Annotated in this window: 16 protein-coding genes; 3 read left to right on the plus strand and 13 right to left on the minus strand. The window is 65.4% G+C overall.

Translation table 11 applies throughout. From position 1 onward, the window contains the following. Positions 1-42 precede the first annotated feature (42 nt). From NKG59_RS01340 to NKG59_RS01350, 3 genes are all read left to right on the plus strand, one after another. The gene (locus NKG59_RS01340) at positions 43-1,182 is read left to right on the plus strand and encodes a cytochrome P450 (RefSeq protein ID WP_253534548.1); all 1,140 of its coding nucleotides are present in this window, start codon (positions 43-45) and stop codon (positions 1,180-1,182) included. 47 nt (positions 1,183-1,229) lie between these two features. Continuing rightward, the gene (locus NKG59_RS01345) at positions 1,230-1,574 is read left to right on the plus strand and encodes an antibiotic biosynthesis monooxygenase family protein (RefSeq protein WP_045201508.1); all 345 of its coding nucleotides are present in this window, start codon (positions 1,230-1,232) and stop codon (positions 1,572-1,574) included. A gap of 154 nt (positions 1,575-1,728) precedes the next feature. After that, positions 1,729-2,883, plus strand: a complete 1,155-nt coding sequence (locus tag NKG59_RS01350) for a Gfo/Idh/MocA family protein (protein WP_253534549.1) — start codon at positions 1,729-1,731, stop codon at positions 2,881-2,883. Between the two features lie 46 nt (positions 2,884-2,929). Here NKG59_RS01350 and NKG59_RS01355 read toward each other — a convergent pair whose 3' ends face one another. The 13 genes from NKG59_RS01355 to cpaB all read right to left on the minus strand — a co-directional run bounded on the left by NKG59_RS01355 (position 2,930) and on the right by cpaB (position 19,040). Continuing rightward, positions 2,930-3,220 carry a hypothetical protein gene (locus tag NKG59_RS01355; protein WP_253534551.1) on the minus strand — a complete coding sequence of 97 codons (291 nt, stop codon included), beginning with the start codon at positions 3,218-3,220 and terminating at the stop codon, positions 2,930-2,932. A 202-nt stretch (positions 3,221-3,422) separates the two neighbouring features. Beyond that, positions 3,423-6,662, minus strand: a complete 3,240-nt coding sequence (locus NKG59_RS01360; RefSeq protein ID WP_253534561.1) for a bifunctional cytochrome P450/NADPH--P450 reductase — start codon at positions 6,660-6,662, stop codon at positions 3,423-3,425. Between the two features lie 150 nt (positions 6,663-6,812). After that, a complete protein-coding gene (locus tag NKG59_RS01365; protein WP_253534563.1) occupies positions 6,813-7,604 on the minus strand; it encodes a DUF2968 domain-containing protein in 792 nt (263 codons plus the stop codon). A gap of 107 nt (positions 7,605-7,711) precedes the next feature. After that, complete coding sequence (locus tag NKG59_RS01370; RefSeq protein ID WP_253534565.1) at positions 7,712-9,109, minus strand: sigma 54-interacting transcriptional regulator; 1,398 nt, start codon at positions 9,107-9,109, stop codon at positions 7,712-7,714. Between the two features lie 15 nt (positions 9,110-9,124). Further along, the gene (locus NKG59_RS01375; RefSeq protein WP_253534567.1) at positions 9,125-10,804 is read right to left on the minus strand and encodes a TadG family pilus assembly protein; all 1,680 of its coding nucleotides are present in this window, start codon (positions 10,802-10,804) and stop codon (positions 9,125-9,127) included. 63 nt (positions 10,805-10,867) lie between these two features. Continuing rightward, a complete protein-coding gene (locus NKG59_RS01380; RefSeq protein WP_253534569.1) occupies positions 10,868-11,197 on the minus strand; it encodes a DUF3613 domain-containing protein in 330 nt (109 codons plus the stop codon). Then, a complete protein-coding gene (locus NKG59_RS01385; protein ID WP_315862588.1) occupies positions 11,194-12,129 on the minus strand; it encodes a hypothetical protein in 936 nt (311 codons plus the stop codon). The genes NKG59_RS01380 and NKG59_RS01385 overlap by 4 nt, the downstream gene beginning before the upstream one ends. A gap of 1 nt (position 12,130) precedes the next feature. Next, on the minus strand, positions 12,131-13,120 hold the full coding sequence (locus NKG59_RS01390) for a type II secretion system F family protein (RefSeq protein ID WP_253534573.1): 990 nt from the start codon (positions 13,118-13,120) through the stop codon (positions 12,131-12,133). Between the two features lie 9 nt (positions 13,121-13,129). Beyond that, positions 13,130-14,056, minus strand: a complete 927-nt coding sequence (locus NKG59_RS01395) for a type II secretion system F family protein (RefSeq protein ID WP_253534575.1) — start codon at positions 14,054-14,056, stop codon at positions 13,130-13,132. Next, positions 14,049-15,404, minus strand: coding sequence for a TadA family conjugal transfer-associated ATPase (locus tag NKG59_RS01400; RefSeq protein ID WP_253534577.1), 1,356 nt, complete (start codon positions 15,402-15,404; stop codon positions 14,049-14,051). Before NKG59_RS01400 ends, NKG59_RS01395 begins: the two co-directional genes overlap by 8 nt. Then, on the minus strand, positions 15,401-16,744 hold the full coding sequence (locus NKG59_RS01405) for a CpaE/TadZ family protein (protein ID WP_253534579.1): 1,344 nt from the start codon (positions 16,742-16,744) through the stop codon (positions 15,401-15,403). Before NKG59_RS01405 ends, NKG59_RS01400 begins: the two co-directional genes overlap by 4 nt. Positions 16,745-16,753: 9 nt before the next feature. Then, positions 16,754-18,118, minus strand: coding sequence for a type II and III secretion system protein family protein (locus tag NKG59_RS01410; protein WP_253534580.1), 1,365 nt, complete (start codon positions 18,116-18,118; stop codon positions 16,754-16,756). Further along, a complete protein-coding gene (gene cpaB, locus NKG59_RS01415; protein WP_253534581.1) occupies positions 18,111-19,040 on the minus strand; it encodes a Flp pilus assembly protein CpaB in 930 nt (309 codons plus the stop codon). The genes NKG59_RS01410 and cpaB overlap by 8 nt, the downstream gene beginning before the upstream one ends. Between the last annotated feature and the right edge of the window lie 15 nt (positions 19,041-19,055).

Raw genomic sequence — 19,055 nt, forward strand, 5'->3', positions numbered from 1 at the left:
TCCAGACAATGGGCGCCATCTTACTCCCGCGCCCCCACGCTGATGACTGCCCTGGACATCGCCCCGCCCGCCGACGCGCTGCAAGCCATCGTGCATGCCGACCCGGCACCCTATTACGCTGAACTTGCCGCCAAGCGCCCATTCTTCTTCGATGCCGCCCTCGGCTGGTGGGTGGCCGCCAGCGCCGAAGCCGTGGACGCTGTGCTCGGCAGCGCTGCCTGCCGCGTACGGCCGGCCGATGAACCCGTGCCCAGGGCCGTGACCGCCACGCCCACGGGCGCATTCTTCGGGCGCCTCGTGCGCCAGATCGACGGACCGGACCACAGCGCGCGCAAGGCGAAGGTGATAGCCGCGCTGGGCCGGCTGGATGCGTCGGCGCTGGCCGGCCGCGCGCAGCGGCATGCTCGCACTGCGCTGCCCGATGCAGCGCATCTGCACGCTGCGCTGGAGACCGATGCTCACTTCGCCGTGCCGCTCGCCACGATCGCGCAAACGCTGCTGGGCGATCACGCCGATGCGCCTGCCTGCCAGGCTGACATTGCCGCGTACTTGGCCGCGCTCGGCCCGGGTGCCAGCGCAGCAGCCGTTGCACAAGCAGATGCCGCCGTCGACCGCCTGCAGCGCCGCTTTACCGACTCCCCGCTCGCTAGCGGTGATGATGACGGCGACGCCGAGATCACCAACCTCGCTGCCCTGCTCGCGCAAACCTACGACGCCTGCGCCGGGCTGCTCGGCAACTGCATCGTCGCGCTGTCCCGGCACGCTGGCTTGGCGACACGGCTGCGCGCACAACCGCACGCCATCGAGCCCTTCGTGCGCGAGATCCTGCGCCGCGACGCGCCTGTGCAGAACACGCGCCGCTTTGTCGCGCACGATGTTGTGCTGCTCGGCCAGTCGCTGCGCGCGGGCGACAAGATCCTGGTGCTGCTGGCCGCTGCCAACGTCGATGGCACAGCCAACCCGGACCCGCTACGTTTCGACATCGACCGCGCAGAGCCGCGCCTGTGGACGTTCGGCGGCGGCGTGCACCGCTGCCCCGCCGATGCATTGGCAACCACCATCGCGCGCGAAGCGGTGCTGCATCTGCTGAGCCTGCCGGATATCGACCGGTGGCTCGCCAGCCTTGGTGAGGTGGCGTATCGCCCGTCGCCCAACGCGCGCATTCCCAGCTTTCACGCTTGAAATTGCAAACAACGAAACCGCTGCGAAAACACCCCAGGAGACTTGCCATGATCGCTGTCATCTTCGAAGTCGAACCCGCACCAGGCCAGCGCGATACCTACCTCAACCTCGCCGCGCGTTTGAAGCCGCTGCTTGAGCAGGTCGACGGCTTTATCTCGGTGGAGCGCTTCCAGAGCATCACCAACCCAGACAAGATGCTTTCGCTGTCGTTCTTTCGCGATGAAGAGGCCGTCAAGGCCTGGCGCAACATGGAGCAGCACCGCGGCGCACAGCACGCCGGCCGCGACCACGCATTTGCCGACTATCGGTTGCGCATCGCCCACGTGGTGCGCGACTACGGCATGACCGAGCGCGACCAAGCCCCAGCCGACAGCCGCGCCGAGCACGCCTAAGCGCACGGCACGGCGTTCGACTGTAGCCCGGTGCAACGCCTTTTGCGCTCACCGGGCACCACCTTTGCTTAGTCAGTTAGAACCCGCACGGCCAAGCGCGCCGCACCACGGCATCGGCAGGCCCTCCGTGCGCAACGATTGCAAAGGAATTGTCATGTCTACCGCTTTTCATGAAGCTGAACGTGAGCCGCAAGTCGCTCCAGCCCGCACCGTTCAGAGCCCGGTGCGTTATGCCGTGGTCGGCGCCGGGTGGATTTCGCAGGCGGCGTTTCTGCCGGGCGTGGCACAGAGCGGCAACTCCGTCGTCACCGCCCTGGTCACTGGCGATGAAGCCAAGGCCACGGCGCTGGCCGACCGCTACGGCATCGAGCACGTCCACGGTTATGCCGACTACGACCAGTTGCTCTCCTCCGGAGATATCGACGCGATCTACCTGGCGCTGCCCAACGACATGCACCGCCAATACGCCCTGCCCGCCCTGCAGCGCGGCATCCATGCCTTGCTTGAAAAGCCCATGGCAACCAGCGAGGCGGATTGTGAAGCGATGATCGAAGCGGCCCGCAACGGCAACGCAAAATTGATGATCGCCTACCGGCTGCACTTTGAGCCCGCCACGCTGGCCGCCATTGAACTCGTGCGCGCAGGCAAGCTGGGCCGCATCCGCGCGTTTTCGGCCGTGTTCAGCCAATCCGTGGCGCCGTCCAACCACCGCGCCAGCCACGGCTATTGGGCCGGGCCTGTGTCGGACATGGGCGTGTACCCCATCAACGCGGTGCGCAATCTGTTTGGCGAAGAACCGGTGGAGGTTTCAGCGTGCGGCGTGCGCGACCCCGAGCTGCCCTTCAACTTCGATGACACCGTCAGCGTGACGCTGCGCTTTTCCGACCACCGCATCGCCCAGTTCGTGGTCAGCTACAGCGGCGCCAGCATGGACCAGTACCGCATCCTCGGCACAAAGGGGGACCTGGAAGTCTCGCCCGGCTTCATGTTTGGCGTCGGGCTGAAATACCGCGCCACAATCGACGGCAAGACGCACGAACAAGCCTTCGACGCCACCGACCAGTTTGGCGGCGAGCTGCAGTACTTCTCCGATTGCATCCTCCGCAACCGGGAGCCCGAACCGAACGGTGAAGAAGGCCTGGCCGACGTGCGCGTGCTGGCCGCCATCGAACGCGCGCTGGAATCCGGCCAGCCCCAAAACCTTGGGCCGTTCCAGCGTCAGGGCCGCATGGAAACCGCGCAGGTGCGCAAGCTCACGCCCGTGCCCTCGCCTGAACTGGTGGACGCGGCTGAACCCAGCAAGGGATAACAATCAGGGAAAGAAAAACGCCCGCAACGAACGGCGGGCGTGGGATTTACAGCTTGATGCGCTGGACGGCGTCTCGCATGCGTTTCCGTATCGAGACATCCGAGTTGGTGTTGTTGCTGGAGCCGTCGGTTTCCATGGCGTTGTCGCACCGCCATTCGGTGGCTTCACCGTTGTCGGTCAGCGCACAGACGCGGTGGGTCCAGCGGTCCCACACGAACACATCGCTGCCAGCTTCGCCAGAGAGCAGCGGCTCAAAACGGTACATCCACAAGTACCCGACACCCAGCAGGGTGACCAGAAAGATCGCCATCCAGGACGCTTTGATTCGGCGCCACATTTTCATTTCTCCTCGTGGAGCTGCTGCGCCGGACGCGCCTGACAGGGCGTCGCTGAGCCAAAAGCGCGGTGCTCCGAGGGGCAAATCGTAACATGGGGCACCCGCGCCCCCGCTCAAGCGGGGCCGCCAATGCGGCAGTGCCGAACACCCACGCCCGCTATCCGCGTCCTATCAGTGCCCCATCAGAGCCCTATAGGCAGCCTCAGTTGAAGACGTCCTGGCGGTAGCGGCCGGATTGCATTTGCGCCGTCAACCAGTCAGACGCGGTCGCAAGGTCGCTACCGTAGCGCGCCTGGTGCATGCGGATCAGCGTGTCGCGCACCGCCGGCGCCATCGCACGGCCGTCGCCGCACACGTACAACGTGGCGCCCGCATCGAACGCCGCCCACACGGCTTCGCGCGCATCCCACAGCGCATGCTGCACGAAGCGATGCGGATGATCGGCCACGCATGAATATGCCGGGAAAACGCGCACCACGCCTGCGGTTTCCCACACGCGCAAGGTGTCGCGGTAGAGGAAGTCGTGCTCGGGGTGGCGGCAGCCGAAGCACAGCAACGACGTTGCCACCGCCTCGCCTGCCGCCTGCTGCGCGGCGCGCTCTTCCAGGAAACCTCGGAACGGCGCGATGCCCGTTCCGGCGCCGATCAGCACCATCGGCTTACCGGCATCGGCGTCGGGGGCAAACGGCGGGTTGGGCGTGCGCACGGCGGCAGCGATCTCCGCGCCTGCACGCAGCGTCATCAGGTAGTTCGATGCCGTACCGCGATACGTGCCAACCCCAGACCATGCCGGCCCCGACACCGTGCCCACCGTCAGCGCAGCCACGCCCGGCGACACACGCGCCGACGACGCAATGGAGTAGAAGCGCGGTCGCATTGCGCCAAGCCGCGCGAGAAACGCCTCCAGCGTCAATTCAATCGCCGGGAAACGGATCAGCAGGTCAAGCACGCTCACGTGCGCGACTTGAATGTCCTGGTCGAAGCGTTGCGCTGCATCGTTGCCTTCCAGCCAGACCGCAAGTTGGCCTCGCGTGAACGGACAGCGCGTGGCCGCATGCAGCGCGGTGATGTCGCGCACGGTGGCGGTGTCCTGCAGCTCGACGAAATCACGCAGCAACTGGCGCACGGACACCGCCTGGTTGAGCGGCAAATGCCGCACGTGCGCATGGCGCGCGGTCAGCGTGACGAGCGCGTCGCCCTCCAATCCGAGTCGAGCGATGGCCGCGTCGACTCGGTCGTCCGCATTGCGCGGATAGACGGCGAGGTGGTCTCCGGTGGCGTAGGTCACGTCGTCGGGCAACCGCACGGTGAGGTGACGCGTGGGGCCGCGCGGGGCTTCCTGTGTGAAGTCCCACAGGCCGGTGGGGTCGCTGATGAGTTCTTCGTTGGCCATCACCGTCATCGCGCGGGCGGTGGGCGGCAGCGTGGCGGCGCGCACGGCGTCGGGAGCGAGATACTCGACGTGGACGGAGGGGCCATCGGCCTGCGCTTGGCGGGCGCCCAGGGCGCTCCACAAGCCGCGCGTCCAGGCATCAACGGCGGCGTCGAAACCAGCGTTTCCATCAGCCTCGCCGCGCGGCACGATGGCTTGTGCGCCGGCTGCCGCAAGCATCGCTTCCACCCGCTTTGGAAACGCCTGGAACGCGGGCCATTGCGAGTTGCCGCAGCCAAGCACCGCATAGCGCAATCCTGTTGCCTGCCGCGTAAGCGCATCGGCGGCATCCAGGCGCGCCTCCAGCGTGCGGGCGCTGTCCGGCGCGCGGCCGTTGTACGTGGCGGCCACCACGATCAGCACGCCCCGCTGCGGCAGCGCGTCGGCAATCGTATCCAGCGGCGCCACCTTGGCGTCGAACCCAGCGCGCGATGCGGTGGCAGCAAGCTGCTCGGCGATGTCCTGGCAGGTGCCCAGGCTGCCGCCGTACAGCACATGCATCGGTTCGCCGCCGCCGGCTAGCGCGGCTTCGGCGTCGTTTCGTGTGACCACCTCCGTGCGCGAAGGCATGGCGATCGACAGCCGCTCCCGCGCATTGCGCAGCCGCGCGCGCAGGCGGAAACCGTCCGGTTTGAGCGTCAGCGTTTCCTTGATATGGAAGCCGTAATCGTACGGGTCGGACAACGCAAAGCGCTGCAGGATCACCGCCAGCGCGAGCTTGGCTTCCGTCAACGCAAACTGGCGGCCGATGCAGGCGCGCTCGCCGTTGCCGAAGGGCTTGTAGGCATGCGGGTGGAGCTTGGCTTCGTTCTCGGGCAGGAAACGGTCGATGTCAAAGACTTCGGGGCGGTCCCACACCGCCGGGTCGCGGTGCAGGGCCAGCAGCACGGTCACCACGCGCTGGTCCTTGCGGATGGCGTAGCGACCGCCAATGCGCGTGTCTTCGTAAGGCGCCACCCCAAAGCTCGGGGCGGTCGGCCACAGGCGCAGCGTTTCCTTCAACACGCGTTCGATCACGTCGAGCTGCGCGAGGTGCGCATATTGCGGCACGGTATCGCCCGGCAGCACGCGGTCGACCTCGGCGTACGCCTGCGCCAGCACCGCCGGATGGCGCAGCAGCATGTAGAGCGCGAACGTCAGCAAGCCGCTCGTGGTTTCATGCCCGGCAATCAGGAAGGTGATGACCTGGAAGCGGATGTTCGTGTCATCCAACGGCTCGTCCGACACCGGATCGCGGGCGTTGAGCATCAGCCCGAGCAAGTCGCTCGCGCCGCTGCCGCCATGTGTTGCCTGACGGCGTGCGCGGATCACCTCGTCCACCAGTTGGTGCATGGCGGCCACGTCGTGCGCAAACCGGCGATGGTGCTCGCGCATGAAGCGGTCTTTGAGCGGCAGGCGCGTGAGTTTGCCCATGGCTTCGGACAGCACACCCACCATGGCCGCCAGGAACGGATGCAGCTCCGGCGTGTTGAACGAATCAAAGCGATATCCAAAGCCCGCCAGCGAGATGGTGTCGAGCGTGAGCCGCGTCATATCGTCGGCCACGGGGATATCGGCGTCGGGCCCCTGGCGCGCCCATTTGTCGGCCAGCGCGTTGGCCACTTCAAGCATGACGTCGAAGTAGCCCTTCATCGCGCGCTGGCTGAAGGCCGGCAGCAGAATGCGATGCGCCTTGCCCCAGTTGGGCTCGTCCTGATGCGCGGTGAAGAGGCCATCGCCCGCCCCCGCCCTCAGGAACGACAGCGGCGGCCCGATCAGTTTGCGAAAGCGCGTTTCGTCGCACAGTTCGGCCACCAGATCGGCGGAATAGACGAACGGCACGCGCCGCCCGGCAAAGTCGAGCTGGTAAAGGCCTTGGGGAAACTGCCGACTGGTCTCCAGGAGCGTCTGGGCCAGGCGGTCTTTGGGAAGTTGAAGCAGGTTGCCCAGCCACGGCAGCCCCTTGGGCTGCGGGATGGGCGCCGCCGCTGCGGGCGAAGCATTGGCGGGTAACTCGGAGGCGGAACGCATGCGCGGTCGACTGCGAAAATGGGTTGTCCGCCAATGTACGCGCCGTCCCGCTCCGCATCAAACAAAGTCGCCATGTTTGAATGCCGCCCCCTAAAAGTGAACCGGGCGACCCGTAGGCCGCCCGATCTGGGGATGACGTGAAGCGTTGAATCAGCGCCGGCGCGGCTGTGGACTGAACGGCGCGTTGACCTGTGCTTCGAGTTCGCGGATCTGACGCTGCAATTCGTCTACGCGGGCGCGAGCGGCGCGGCGTTCGATATCCAGCGCTTCGGCTTCGGTCCGGGCAGTCTTCTGCCGCTCCTGCGCCTGGGCCTGCTGCTGACGCTGGATGTCCAGGTCGGTCTTCAGACCACGGAGCTTTTCCTGCTGGGCGGCAATCTGGCGCTCGGAACGCTCTTTCTGGGCTTCCAGGCGGATGCGCTGCAGCTCCAGATCGGCCATCGTGCGGGTCTGCTGGGCGAAGTCGTTGTACAGACGTTCGGCAAAGGCTTCGTTGGTGGTCTTGATGACACGCCAGAGGTCTTTCTGCTGGAACAGCGTGACGTAGTACGTCAGGTCACTCTGGGCAAACAGCAGGCTGGCGCCGTAGGCGCCGTTGTACGTGGTTCGCAGCTCCGACAGTTCGTGCGCCTGCATGCGCTGTTGCAGCTCGAATACGGCGCTGGACGAAGCCCGGCTGCCGGTGCTGGCCGCGCCGCTGGGCGTGGCTGGCGCACTGGCAGCGGGTGCAGCTGCAGCCGGCTGGCCAACCGTGGCCGTCAACGCCGGCACGGGCGCGGCGGCGGCAATCGGAGCAATGGCGGTGGGCGGTGCGGCCGGACTCTGCGCCACGGCAGATGTGCAGGCGGCCGTACCGGCCAAGACTGCGACTGCGGCCGCGATGGCCAATCCCCTCTGAAACGCCTGATGCGACGCTTTCCCTGATTGTTGTTGTGTTCTCATCTCGACCCTGTGGATTCTGCGCAGGTGTTGCAGCCGAAAACTATACGCGATCCGCCTCCCCAAGTGGCGAGCCGGACGCCCGCCGCGCAGTAGGGTGTTGTATGGCGTCACTCCAGTTCGCGCAGCTCGGCTTCGCCGTCGGCAATCTGGTATTTGCGCATCTTTTCCCACAGCACCTTGCGGCTGATGCCCAGCGTGGCGGCGGTGTCCTGGCGGCGCCAATTGTTGGCGTCCAGCGCGGCGAGGATACGGCGACGCTCTTCTTCGCCACCACTGCTGCCATTTCCACCGCTACCGCGCTCGCCATTGCCGCCTTCGCGCTCGAAAGCATCGCGCTGCAGGCCGGCGAACAGCGGCAGGATGCGGGCTTCGTCCCAGCGGCCGAACTGGCGCAGCGTAATGCCGATGCGCTCTGCCAGGTTGCGCAGCTCACGCACATTGCCGGCAAAGTAGGCGCGACCGACCGAGGCCCGCACCCATTCCGGTACCGGCGGCATGGCATTAAAGGTTTTGTCGCCCAGCAAGTGCCGCAGGAAGGAGTGCAACAGCGCGATCTTGTCGTCTGCGCCGCGCTGCTCCAGGCTGGGGATGCGCAACTCGATCACGGCCAGACGGAAGTACAGATCTGCGCGGAACTTGCCCGTGGCGACCATTTCGCGCAGGTTCTTGTTGGTGGCGGCTACCAGCCGGAAATCCAGCTTGACCGGCACCGTCGAACCCAACCGCGTGCATTCGCTGTCTTCCAGCACGCGCAACAGCTTCACCTGCTGGTACAGCGGCAGATCTCCCAGCTCATCGAGGAACAGCGTGCCGCCGTTGGCCTGTTCAAAGTAGCCGCGGTGCGCGTACATGGCGCCCGTGAACGCGCCCTTGGCATGGCCGAAGAACTGCGATTCGAACAGCCCGTCGGGAATCGCACCGCAGTTGACCGCCACGAATGGCCCCTTGCCGTAGACGCTGTTCTTGTCGTGCAGCAGGCGCGCAATACGCTCCTTGCCGGCGCCGGTTTCGCCATAAAGCATGACGTTGCTGTCGCAATCGGCAAAGGTATCGACCTGCTCCAGCAACCCATGCATGGCCGGCGATGCGGCCACGAGGTCGCTCTGATCCTGCGCCTGGGCCTGCGCAGACGACATCGACGGCAGGACCTTGCTGATCTGCGCGCGCAGCTCGGTGGCGCCAAAATCCGGACCCAGCACGTACGTGTATTCGGGCGGGAAGCGGCTCGAATCATGCTGCGTATCCGCCGCCACCCAGATCACCGGCATGCCTTGCGCAGCCTGCCAGTCGAGCACAGTAAAGCCACCGCTTTCCACTACCGATGCGCTGATCACCGCCACCGCTGGCTTCAGCCGCGGCTCGGCCGGTTGAAAATCGATACCGCCTGCGCGGATGACCTCTGCCCCGAACGGCGCCATGAACCGCGCTACACGATCGGCAATGTCGTGGCGGCCTTCCCAGACAAAAATCTCAAGCGTTTCGTACGCCCAGCGATCGGTTTTCATGTCGTCGCTTCCATGTCAGTAAACCAACTCGACGGCGTCGCAGTCGAGCGAGAGGAGTTTGATGTCGGCGTAGCCCAGTTGGATGCCGAGGACTTCGAGTAGAGGGGTCAGGATGGCGTCGAGCGTCGAGCCGATCAGAGCCAGCACCGGAGACAGAATCGCCGTACCGATCGGCCCAAGTGGAATTCCCAGGACGGTCAACTGCAGCTGATCAAGGTTGCTGTTCAGGACAGAGCCAAACACTGCTTGCGTACTCACACGCGGTGGTGAATTGCCGCTTGTATCGGTCTGCGGATTCAAACCGATCTGAGTGGCCGCGATGGTTTCGTCAGCCCACCCCGAATTGGGGGTCGGCGACACGTTGGCCTTAATACTGACTGCACCAATCCCAAGCAGAGTGACGAGAGGCGCCGGTGCGGCCGATGCGCAATTCAACGCGCCACTTACCGCCGTATCCGCCCCTGTAGCAATGCACAGCGAAACGGGCTGGGGTTGTACGGAGATGGTGGCTGTCGAGTTCTGACGAGGAACGACGCAGCTGGTCGATTTCGCGTGCCCCTGGGCGCCCGCGACCTGCAAACCGATCGGCAACGTAATACCGGCAAGCCCCAGCACATTGGCATTGATGCCTAAACCCAACCGCACTTGCGCCGTCCGCGCTTGCGTTCTCCACTGCCCTGCGTTCGGTCCCGACAAAAATTGCCCCGGTGGCCCAACAGCAATCGCCGGCGGTTCAATGATCTTCAGCGATAGCGTGACCGTCCCCAGCCCTAGGATGTTGAGCGTAACCGGCGACACATTCACAGCCGACTGGCTATTCGCAATCTGCGCAGCGGTTGTCAGGAGATCGAGCACATTGACGGTGGCGTTGAGGGCAGCCTGCTCATTGCCCGCCAACGCCAGCACCTGCAGCAAGCCCGGCGACGAGGCTCCTCCATCGCCAATATTGATCGGCACATTCAGATCGCTGCCAAACGACAGCGCATTGCTGGCGCCTGCCCCACCCACCGACACCCCGGCCAGCCCGGACTGCGACGCCACCGAGATCACGGCATTGAAAAAAGTCCCTAGGCTAGGCGACAGCGACAGCAGTTCCTGCATCGACCCCGCACCCAGCGCCACCGCTAGGTCGGCCAGGCGGATGTTGGTCGTGGCCAGCCCCTGATACGAAACGGCATCGATATTCAAGTTCGTGTGGAGCAGGTATCCGAGCAGCTGGTTCAGAAGTCCGTTATCGACTGAGGCAAGCCCAGACCCGAGCGAGAACGCTACGATGGATGTGTTCTTCGCAATCGCCGTCGCCGTCAGTTGCCGCCGGCCCACCATGAAGAAATACGGCACGTTCTGCGTGATCGTCACCTGTGCTGCGTTGGTGTTGCCGTCAACGGCCGCCTGCGCGGTGAAGTACGTGGGCGCCGTGCCCGCGCTGGCATCCCAAACGCCTGGCACGACTGCCAGCGTGACATTGGTGCCGTCGACTGTCAGTCCGTTCTGCACCACCGCCTGTTGTGCGGCGGTCGGCAGGTCAAGCCTCTGCACGGCGGCCATCGCTGCCAGATCGGCCGAGCGTTGCAGCGCGCGCTGCTGATAGAACAGGTTGCCGATGTCGATCGACACCAGCACCGCCAGCCCGACCGTGGCGATAAAAGTGGCCGTCATCACGCTGACCGCGCCACGCAGGCGGCGGCGGAGCATGACGGCTCGGCGAAGACGGGGGGCGGTGGCTCGTGTCACAGCGTGAGGTACGTTTTGCAGAGATCAGCGCCCAGATTGCTGGACAAGGTTGACTGTCGACGCCCGCGTTCCGGAGCTCTGCTGTGCAAGGCCAGGCATGGCCTGATTGAACGAATTGAGGTAGCGCTGATAGGCCAGCGCTGCCTGCTCGCCTCGCAACGGCACGAACTCGCCCGCGTAGGTGCCCTCGGCTTGCGCCTTGAACAGCGCCCGCGTCGCATCATTCACGTGGGTGCCGACCTTGGGTGCCGCCGCGGCGCCCTGCGAGTCGCTGCCCGAGAACCCCTGGGCGCCGGCGACGCCGCACGTCAGCCATGCCGCCACACCGGCGGCCATCAAGATGCGGGAAGTCATTGTGAAGCCTCCAAGGTGTCAAGCAGGCGACCGCGCTGCAATGCCAGCGGGCGCGCCGATGTTTGGGTGGCGGTCGCCGCGGCGGCGACCGAGACGCCAGCAGACGCTGCGGCAGAAGGCCCCATTGCCACGCCGCGCGGCGCCATCGTCGTGGTTTCCCGAGCGATACGGCGATCTCGCCACGCAGCGCGCACGCGGGCAACGTCGTCATCGACTGCCTTGAGGGCAGAGGCCGTCAGTTGTGCATGCGACGCGAGCGATGCAGCATCGCCCTTGCGATCGTTCACGGTCAGCCAGATCGCTAGGTTGCCCGCGATCTTCGGGCTGGCGGCGGCCATCTGCTGTGCCTGCATCAACGGCACGCGGGCTTGCTCGACCTCGCCAGCACGCATGAGCGCGTAGCCAAGATCGCTGGCCGTGCTGGCGTCGGTCGGATTGGCCTGAGCCGCGACCTGCAGCCGGCGAGCCGCTTCGGCAAAGTTGCCCTGGCGCCCCGCAACGATGCCCAGCCCACGCCAGGCCGCGGCATTGAGCAATCCGCCTTGCGTGCCTGCACCCATGGCGGAGGTGGCGCCCACCACCGCGCGGTACTCAGCATCGGCAGCGGCAAGTTGATCGGTTTCGCGCAGCGCATCCGCGCGCAGCAGCATGATTTCGGGCGCGCGGCCATAGCGTTGCTGGTAGGCATCGATATGCGCGAGCGACGCGTAGTACAGGCCCTGCTCCTGCATCTTGCGGATCAACGAAAGATACGTCGCCGGACTGGTGATCTCGGACTTCTCCTGGCTTTGGCGCTGACGTGCCATTTCAATATCGGCATCGGCGCGCAGGCTCATGTCGGACGTGGCCATCGAGCCACAGCCAGCCAGGAGGATTGTCAACATGGCCACGCCGACCAAGCTGGCGCGCGCGGTGTTTGGGAAGCGTGTCATCTCAATGTCCCCCGGTGTGTTGCAGGCTGCGCATGACGCCCATGAAGCCCGGCCCCGCAGTGACGATCAGCAACGCGGGCAATAGCGTCATGACCATGATCATCGTCATCTGCACGGTCAGCTTGCCCACGCGCTCCTTCAGGCGCGCGCGGCGGTTCTCCTGCAGACGCCCACCGAACTGCCGCAGCGGCTCCTGCACTGCGCCGCCGAAGCGATCCACCTGCGTGAGTAGCGTAATCAGGCCCTTCAGGTCTTCGTTGTCGAACAGGCGCGCAATGCGCAGCAGTGTCTGCTCGCGGGGGCGGCCCGAGGCGAACTGCTGGTTGGCGCGGCCAAATTCGCCCGCCAGCACGGGCAGCATGCTGTGGAACTCGTTGGCGATCACCTGCAGGCTCTGGTCAATTGACAAGCCGACGCCCTGCAGCAGCCGAAGCATGTCGACCATGATGGGCAGCTCGTCGTCCATACGGCGCCGGCGGGTTTCCTTGCGGCGCCCGAGCAGCCACTTCGGAGCAAGGTAGCCCAACGCGATGCCGACAAAGCCGAACACGAACACAAACAGGAGCGATGACGCATGCAGTGCGCCGAACACAGCAAGCAGCGGCGGCAGCAGGATACGGGTCCCACCAAAGACGGTGCGGGCGTGTTCGCCGTAGTAGCCGCATTCTTCAAGCAGCTTGCGGTCTTCCTCCGTCACGATGCGGCGGCCCAGGCCGGTGTCGATCCACCGTTGTCCAACCTTGGCAATCTGTTGCTGGAGCTGCTGCGCTTCACGCGGGCCGTGCGGGCGGGGTTTGGCGGCGGGCTGCACAACCGGCGACGCGGCGGTTGCGGCGGGGTTGGCCGCCGTCGCCCGCATGTCGGACAGCGCCGTATCGAGCTTGCGTGCGCTGCGATGTCGCGTGAGCGTTGCGCGCACCGCGAGCCCACCGAATACCAGTACGCCCGCGGCCGCCGCGGTCAGGCTGAGGGTGATCAGGGCATCGTCCATGCGTTCTCCTCAGACCGATTTCGCTAGCTTGGCCAGCATGACCGCACCCAGCACTTCCATGCCGAATGCCGTAAGAATCAACGTCTTGCCGAACGGGTCACGCCACATCGACATGATGTACGCCGCGTTGAACATGACGATGACACCGCCCACCACGATCGGCAGCAGGCCGATGATCCATGCGGACAAGCGCGTTTCCGCCGACAGTGCAAACAGCTCGCGCTGGGCTTGCTGCCGGTCACGCATGAATGCAGCCGTGCGCTCCATCACAATGTCGGCCCGCCCGCCGTAGCGCAATGCCAGGCGCAGCACCGACGACAGCAGGACCAGTTCGTTCACACGGTACTGCTGGCCGACTGTCAGCACTGCAGCATCGAGGTCCTTGCCCGCGCGCTGCATCTGCGTGATGGCGATCAGGCAGTTGCGCAATGGCTGCTCGGTATTGGCACTCGCCGCCTGAAACGCCGCGGGTACCGCGCTGCCAATGCTCATCAGCCGCACCACGCCATCGAGAAAGCCTGGCAATTGCGCCAGCAGGCGCTCGTTCATCTTCCGGGTGCGGTTCCAAAACAGGAACGCAACGATCAAGACATACAGTGCCAGCGCCGTCAGGGCCGAAAGCGCGCTCGACATCGCCCAGACCGCGAGCGCAATCATCAGCGCCGGGCCAATCAGCAGCACGTAAAAACGCCGGCTCGGCTCGATATCGGCGCGGCGCAATGCATCGTGCCAGGCGCGATTGAGCGAATCGGGCACGCTTGCCGGCACGGGCTCCACATTCGGTTGATAACGCGCATTGATCTGCTCGGTCTGTGCGCGCACGAAGCTGCGCGATGCCTCGCGCTCTCGACGGCGCACGGCCTCCGCCCACAGCATGAGCGATGCGCCCATCAGGAGCAGCGCGAGGCAACCAAACCAGAGCGTCATGCTAGACATGGAAACGGCCTCCGCCACCGAATCCAGTCATGCCGCCATCCATCCCGCCGCCCTCGCTATTGCGCATGCGGGCCAGCTTGGGCGAATGCGGCTGCAGGCCGAGCGCCGTCCAGCGGTCGACCTCCTCGCCGTCCGGGCCAATGTAGGGCTCGTAGCGGTACAGCTCCTGCGTGGAGATGATGTTGTCCCCCAGCCCCGTCACTTCCGTGATCGACAGGATGCGGCGCTTACCGCTGGACAACCGCCCGATCTGCACGATGAAATCAATGGCGTTGGTGATCTGCCGGCGCAAGCTCACCTCACTGCCTTGGAAGCCGGCAAAGCCCGCCAGCATCTCCAGCCGGTAGAGGCATTCGCGCGGGCTGCTGGCGTGAATGGTGCCCATCGAGCCATCGTGGCCGGTGCTCATGGCTTGCAGCATCTCCAGCACTTCACCGCCACGCACTTCGCCCACGATAATGCGGTCGGGCCGCATGCGCAGGCTGTTGCGCAGCAGCTCCCGAATCGTGACGACGCCCGTGCCCTCGAATCCGCCCGGCCGGCTTTCCAAGCGCACCACGTGCGGGTGGTTGAGCGACAGTTCGGCCGTGTCCTCAATGGTGATCACGCGCTCGACCTCGGGAATGTGATACGCCATCGCGTTAAGCAGCGAGGTCTTGCCCGAGCTGGTACCGCCGCTCACCAGGATGTTGCATCGGGCGCGCACAGCAGATTCGATCAGCGCACCGATCTCTTCACTCATGGTGCCCAGGCCGAGCAGGTCTTCCGGCTTGAGCGGGTCTTTTCGAAACTTGCGGATCGACACCACCGGCCCTTCGAGGGCCAGCGGCGGAATGACCACGTTGATGCGGCCGCCGTCGGGCAAGCGCGCATCGACCATCGGGTTCGACTCATCCAACCGGCGCCCGATCGGCGCGAGGATGCGGCGCACGATGCGCAGCAGGTGGTTGTTGTCGGAAAAGCGCACCGGAATGCGCTCGAGAATGCCGTGACGCGACACGTACACGTCCAGATGACCGTTGACGAGAATGTCTTCCACCGCCGGGTCGGCCAGCAGGTCTTCGATGGGGCCAAAGCCGGCCAACTCCTTGGTCAGCGCCTCGGCAATCTGCCGCACCTCCGTCTCGTTGACGGGGATGCGGCGCATACGCGTGAAGCCTTCCACTTCCAGATCGACGAAACGCTGGATGGCCGTGCGCGACCAACGACCGAACTCGGCGCCAAGTTCTTCGATGCGCGTCAGCAGGTGTTCGTGCGCGGCTTCCTTGATGTCCTGGAAGGCCTGCGAAACGGCAAACACGCCGTGGCCGGCGTCCGCCTGGTTGGAGAACTCGATGGGTTGGGTCATGTCGCGTTCCGTTCGGAGGTACCGATATCCAGTTCAGTGGCGTCTGCCGACTTGCGTTTGGAGCGCCCGCCAAAGCGCCCGCCCAGCCGCGCACTCACGCCAGACACCCAGCTCGACACACCTGACGCGCGCTCACTCTGCTGCGCATAGCCCAGCGTCTGGGCAATCTGGGCTAGCGCACGCACATAGGCATCCGTGGGGTGGGTCTCCGCCAGCATCGCGCCCTGGTTGGAGGCGATCACCAGCGCTTCGCGGCGGTTCGGCACGGTCAGCACCGAGGGGATCTCCAGCCGCTCGGCAATCTGCGCTGCGTCCAACGACAGGCGCGTGTCGAATTTCGAAATGGTCAGGTGCAGGTGGTCGCGGTCAATTTCGCGTTTCTTGAGTTCCTGCATCAGCTCGGCCGCCGACACGATGGCGCCTACGCTCTGCTCGGTTACCAGCATCACGTCGTCGGCGGCCTTGATGATCTGCGCGATGAAATCGACGTTGCCGAACCCGCCCAGGTCAACGACCTGCAGGTCGAAGAACGTACGCAGCCGATTGAGCAGGCCGAGCGCTTCAGAGAACGAAATGTCGCGCATTTCCGCCAGCGAGATCGGCAGCGGCAGGACGGCAAGCCCGTTCGGATGACGCGACAGCGCGGTCTGTACAAACACCTGGTCGAAACGGCGCAGGTTGCGCACAGCCTCAACGAAATGGAAATTGGTCTGCACGTTGAGGTACAGCGCGCCGTCACGCAGCGGCTGCCCCAGGTCGAGCAGCATTACATCACTGGCCGACGTGCGGCGCACGAGCGTGGCCAGATTGGTGGCCAACGTGGTGGCGCCCACGCCAGGGCGTGCGCCCAACACGGCCAGCACGCGGCCGCGGCGGGTCGGCTCAGCCGATGCGCGCTCCGCCAGCAGGCGGCGCACCACGCGCACGGCCTCGGCCGGTGCGCCGTCCACATCGACGAAATCCTTCACCCCTGCGCGCAAGGCAGCCAGCATCGCGCGGCCATCGGCAGCGGAACCCACAGCCACGAGCGGCAAGCCCGGAAACAACCGCGTGAGTTGCGCGACCAGTTGCGTCGCCTCGTTGATGGCGTCGGCGCCCTCGCCCAACTTTTGGTCGTCATCTGGCACGTCAATGAGCGTGGGCGACGAGGCAAAGCGCACGAACACGACTTCGGGGTTCACTGCGCCAATCTGCTCAATGAATGCGTCGTGACCGGTCGTCTCAGCCACTAGCACGCCCAGCTCGCGAATCGCCCCAGCCAGCCAGCGGTGCACAGCTGCCGCCTGGGCGTCGCCCTGCATACCGCCACGCGCGCCGCCGTGCAGAAGGAAGTAATCCATGCCGGCCCCTTACTTCGAGAACCCGGGCATGGTGGCCGGATCTGCCACCCCCAGGGCAAACGGCCGCCACACAGCGTCGCCTGCGGTATCGCGATCCCGCCCGCCGCTCTGTCCCGGCAGCATCTTGTCGATTGGCGCATTGCGTGCCATCGGCTTGACCAGATGCGGCGTGACGATGATCACCAACTCCCGCTCTTCCTGGTTGTAGTTCAGGCGTTTGAAGAACGTCCCGATGATCGGCACGTCGCCCAGGAACGGCACCTTGTCGACGTTGGACAGCGTCGATCGGCTGACCAGCCCGCCGATGACAAAGCTCTCGCCATCGCCGAGTTCAACGGTCGTATCGGCACGGCGCGTGACGATGGCCGGCACCGTTGCGCCATTGAGCGTGATGCCTCGGCTGAAATCCAGATCGCTCGCTTCGGGCGCCACTTTCAGGGCGATGCGATTTTCCGACAGGATCGTCGGTGAGACCGTCAGCCCGATGCCGAACGGCTTGTACTCGATGGTGGTGGTACCCAGCGCTTGCGGCACGGGAATCGGAATCTCGCCGCCGGCCAGGAAGTTGGCGCTCTGGCCTGACAGGGCAACCAGGCTTGGCTCGGCCAGCACGCGCGCCATGCCGTTCGATTCCATCAAACTCAGGTTGCCAAAGAGCCCCTTGCTGACCGACCCGATCAGCAGGTTGAACGCGGAGCCGATCGGCATGGTCGATTCGGTCGACAACCCTGTCGAGCCGAATGTGTATTTGGTCAGCGATGACGGAGAGAACGTGCTGAAGCTGAAACCGCCACGTGTGCGGGTGAAGGAGAAACCCGCTTCCTTGAGCACCGTCTTGCTGAACTCCACCACGCGCACGTCGACTTGCACCGTGCCCGGCACGTTCATCGAGGTGGTGTCGATGACGTTGCCGTCCTTAGGTTTTTCCCCGCCGCTGGCTGCGGCGGCCGAGCGGCGCGCACGGGCAAGCGCGTAGACATCTTTAGGCTGGCCGGACACGACCGCGCTATCGCCTTGCGCAACCACGGCCGGATCGCCAGGCAGAGGCGCCACGGCGTCCACTTGGACGTTGTAAGTCGTCGCAACGCCGCCTTGCGTCCAGACCATCACGTTGGCCGCGCCCGGCTTCTTCGCGATGATTAAAACGCTCGTGGCCGTGCCGCGCCCCTTGAGCAGCAACGCATCGGCAATTTCAGGGTTGCCGATGGCAATGCGCTCTAGCGGCTTGCCCAGGCGAATTTCGCGCTGACTGCCCGTCAGGAGATGAAGCGTCTGGCCGGTTGGTGCCGTCTCGGCAAATGCGCTCGGCACCAAGGCGGCGCAGCCCAACGCGAGTACGCCCATCCAACCGCGAACCATGGCGGCATCAGTCATGTTGCTCCTCACGTTTTCCTGCGCGGATGATTTCTACGCCGCCGGTGGCGACCGTATTGGCTCGTGCGGTCGCGCGCGTTGACGCCACCACGGGCAGCGGCGGCACCTGAAGCACCGGCGAGCGGCGCGCCGCGCCAGTCAGGCTGGCAAGGGATACCCCGGCCTGTGCCACGTCCATCGGATTGCGGTTCGCGGCAGCCAGCAGGGCTGCGTCCTGCGGCTTCACGGTCGGCTCGGCGTCGTCCCCCGGGTTGCGCAGCGCCAGCAGCAGGCGACCGCTCTGATGTGCCATCGCCAACTGGCTGACCGCTTCCACCGGCACTGCCAGCACGGCCGTCTTGGCTTGATCGACCTTGCGCGTGACCCCGTTGTTCTCGGGCTGCTTCTGCGCCCCTTCATTGACGGCCAGCGGGCCAAACGCCAGGACACGCAGGTGCGGCAACAGCAGGCGTGCCTGGCTGTCTTCGACCTCCTGGCCATCCTTGCGCATCACCAGGAACACGTCGACGTAATCGCCCGGCATCACGCGGTTGCCCACACCGATCACCTCATCCACGTTGATGGCGACCGCGCGCTGCCCGGCCTCCACCTGCTGCGCAAGGCCCGACGACAGTTGCGAGGCAATCAATGGCACACCGACGCCGACCGGCAGAATGGGTTCACGCCCCACCACCTTCGTCACGTCCGAAAACGCCTCCGCCGGATTGATGGGCAGTTGCTCGACGGCCACTTGGTCTGCGGTGATGGGCTTGCCCGCCTCCAGCGGTTTCGTGGTCACGACCACCGGATAGACGGCTTTGCCATCTTTCTGCTCGGCCACGGGTGCCGGCGGGCGATGCGCCGTCTTCCATGCCACGGCGCCAAGAATGGCGGCCAGCAGCAACAGCGCGGCGGCGAAGATCTGGAGGTGTTTGCTGGTCATCTGGGCAGCGTGTCC

This window comes from Ralstonia chuxiongensis (assembly GCF_024158925.1).
Lineage (GTDB): Bacteria > Pseudomonadota > Gammaproteobacteria > Burkholderiales > Burkholderiaceae > Ralstonia > Ralstonia chuxiongensis.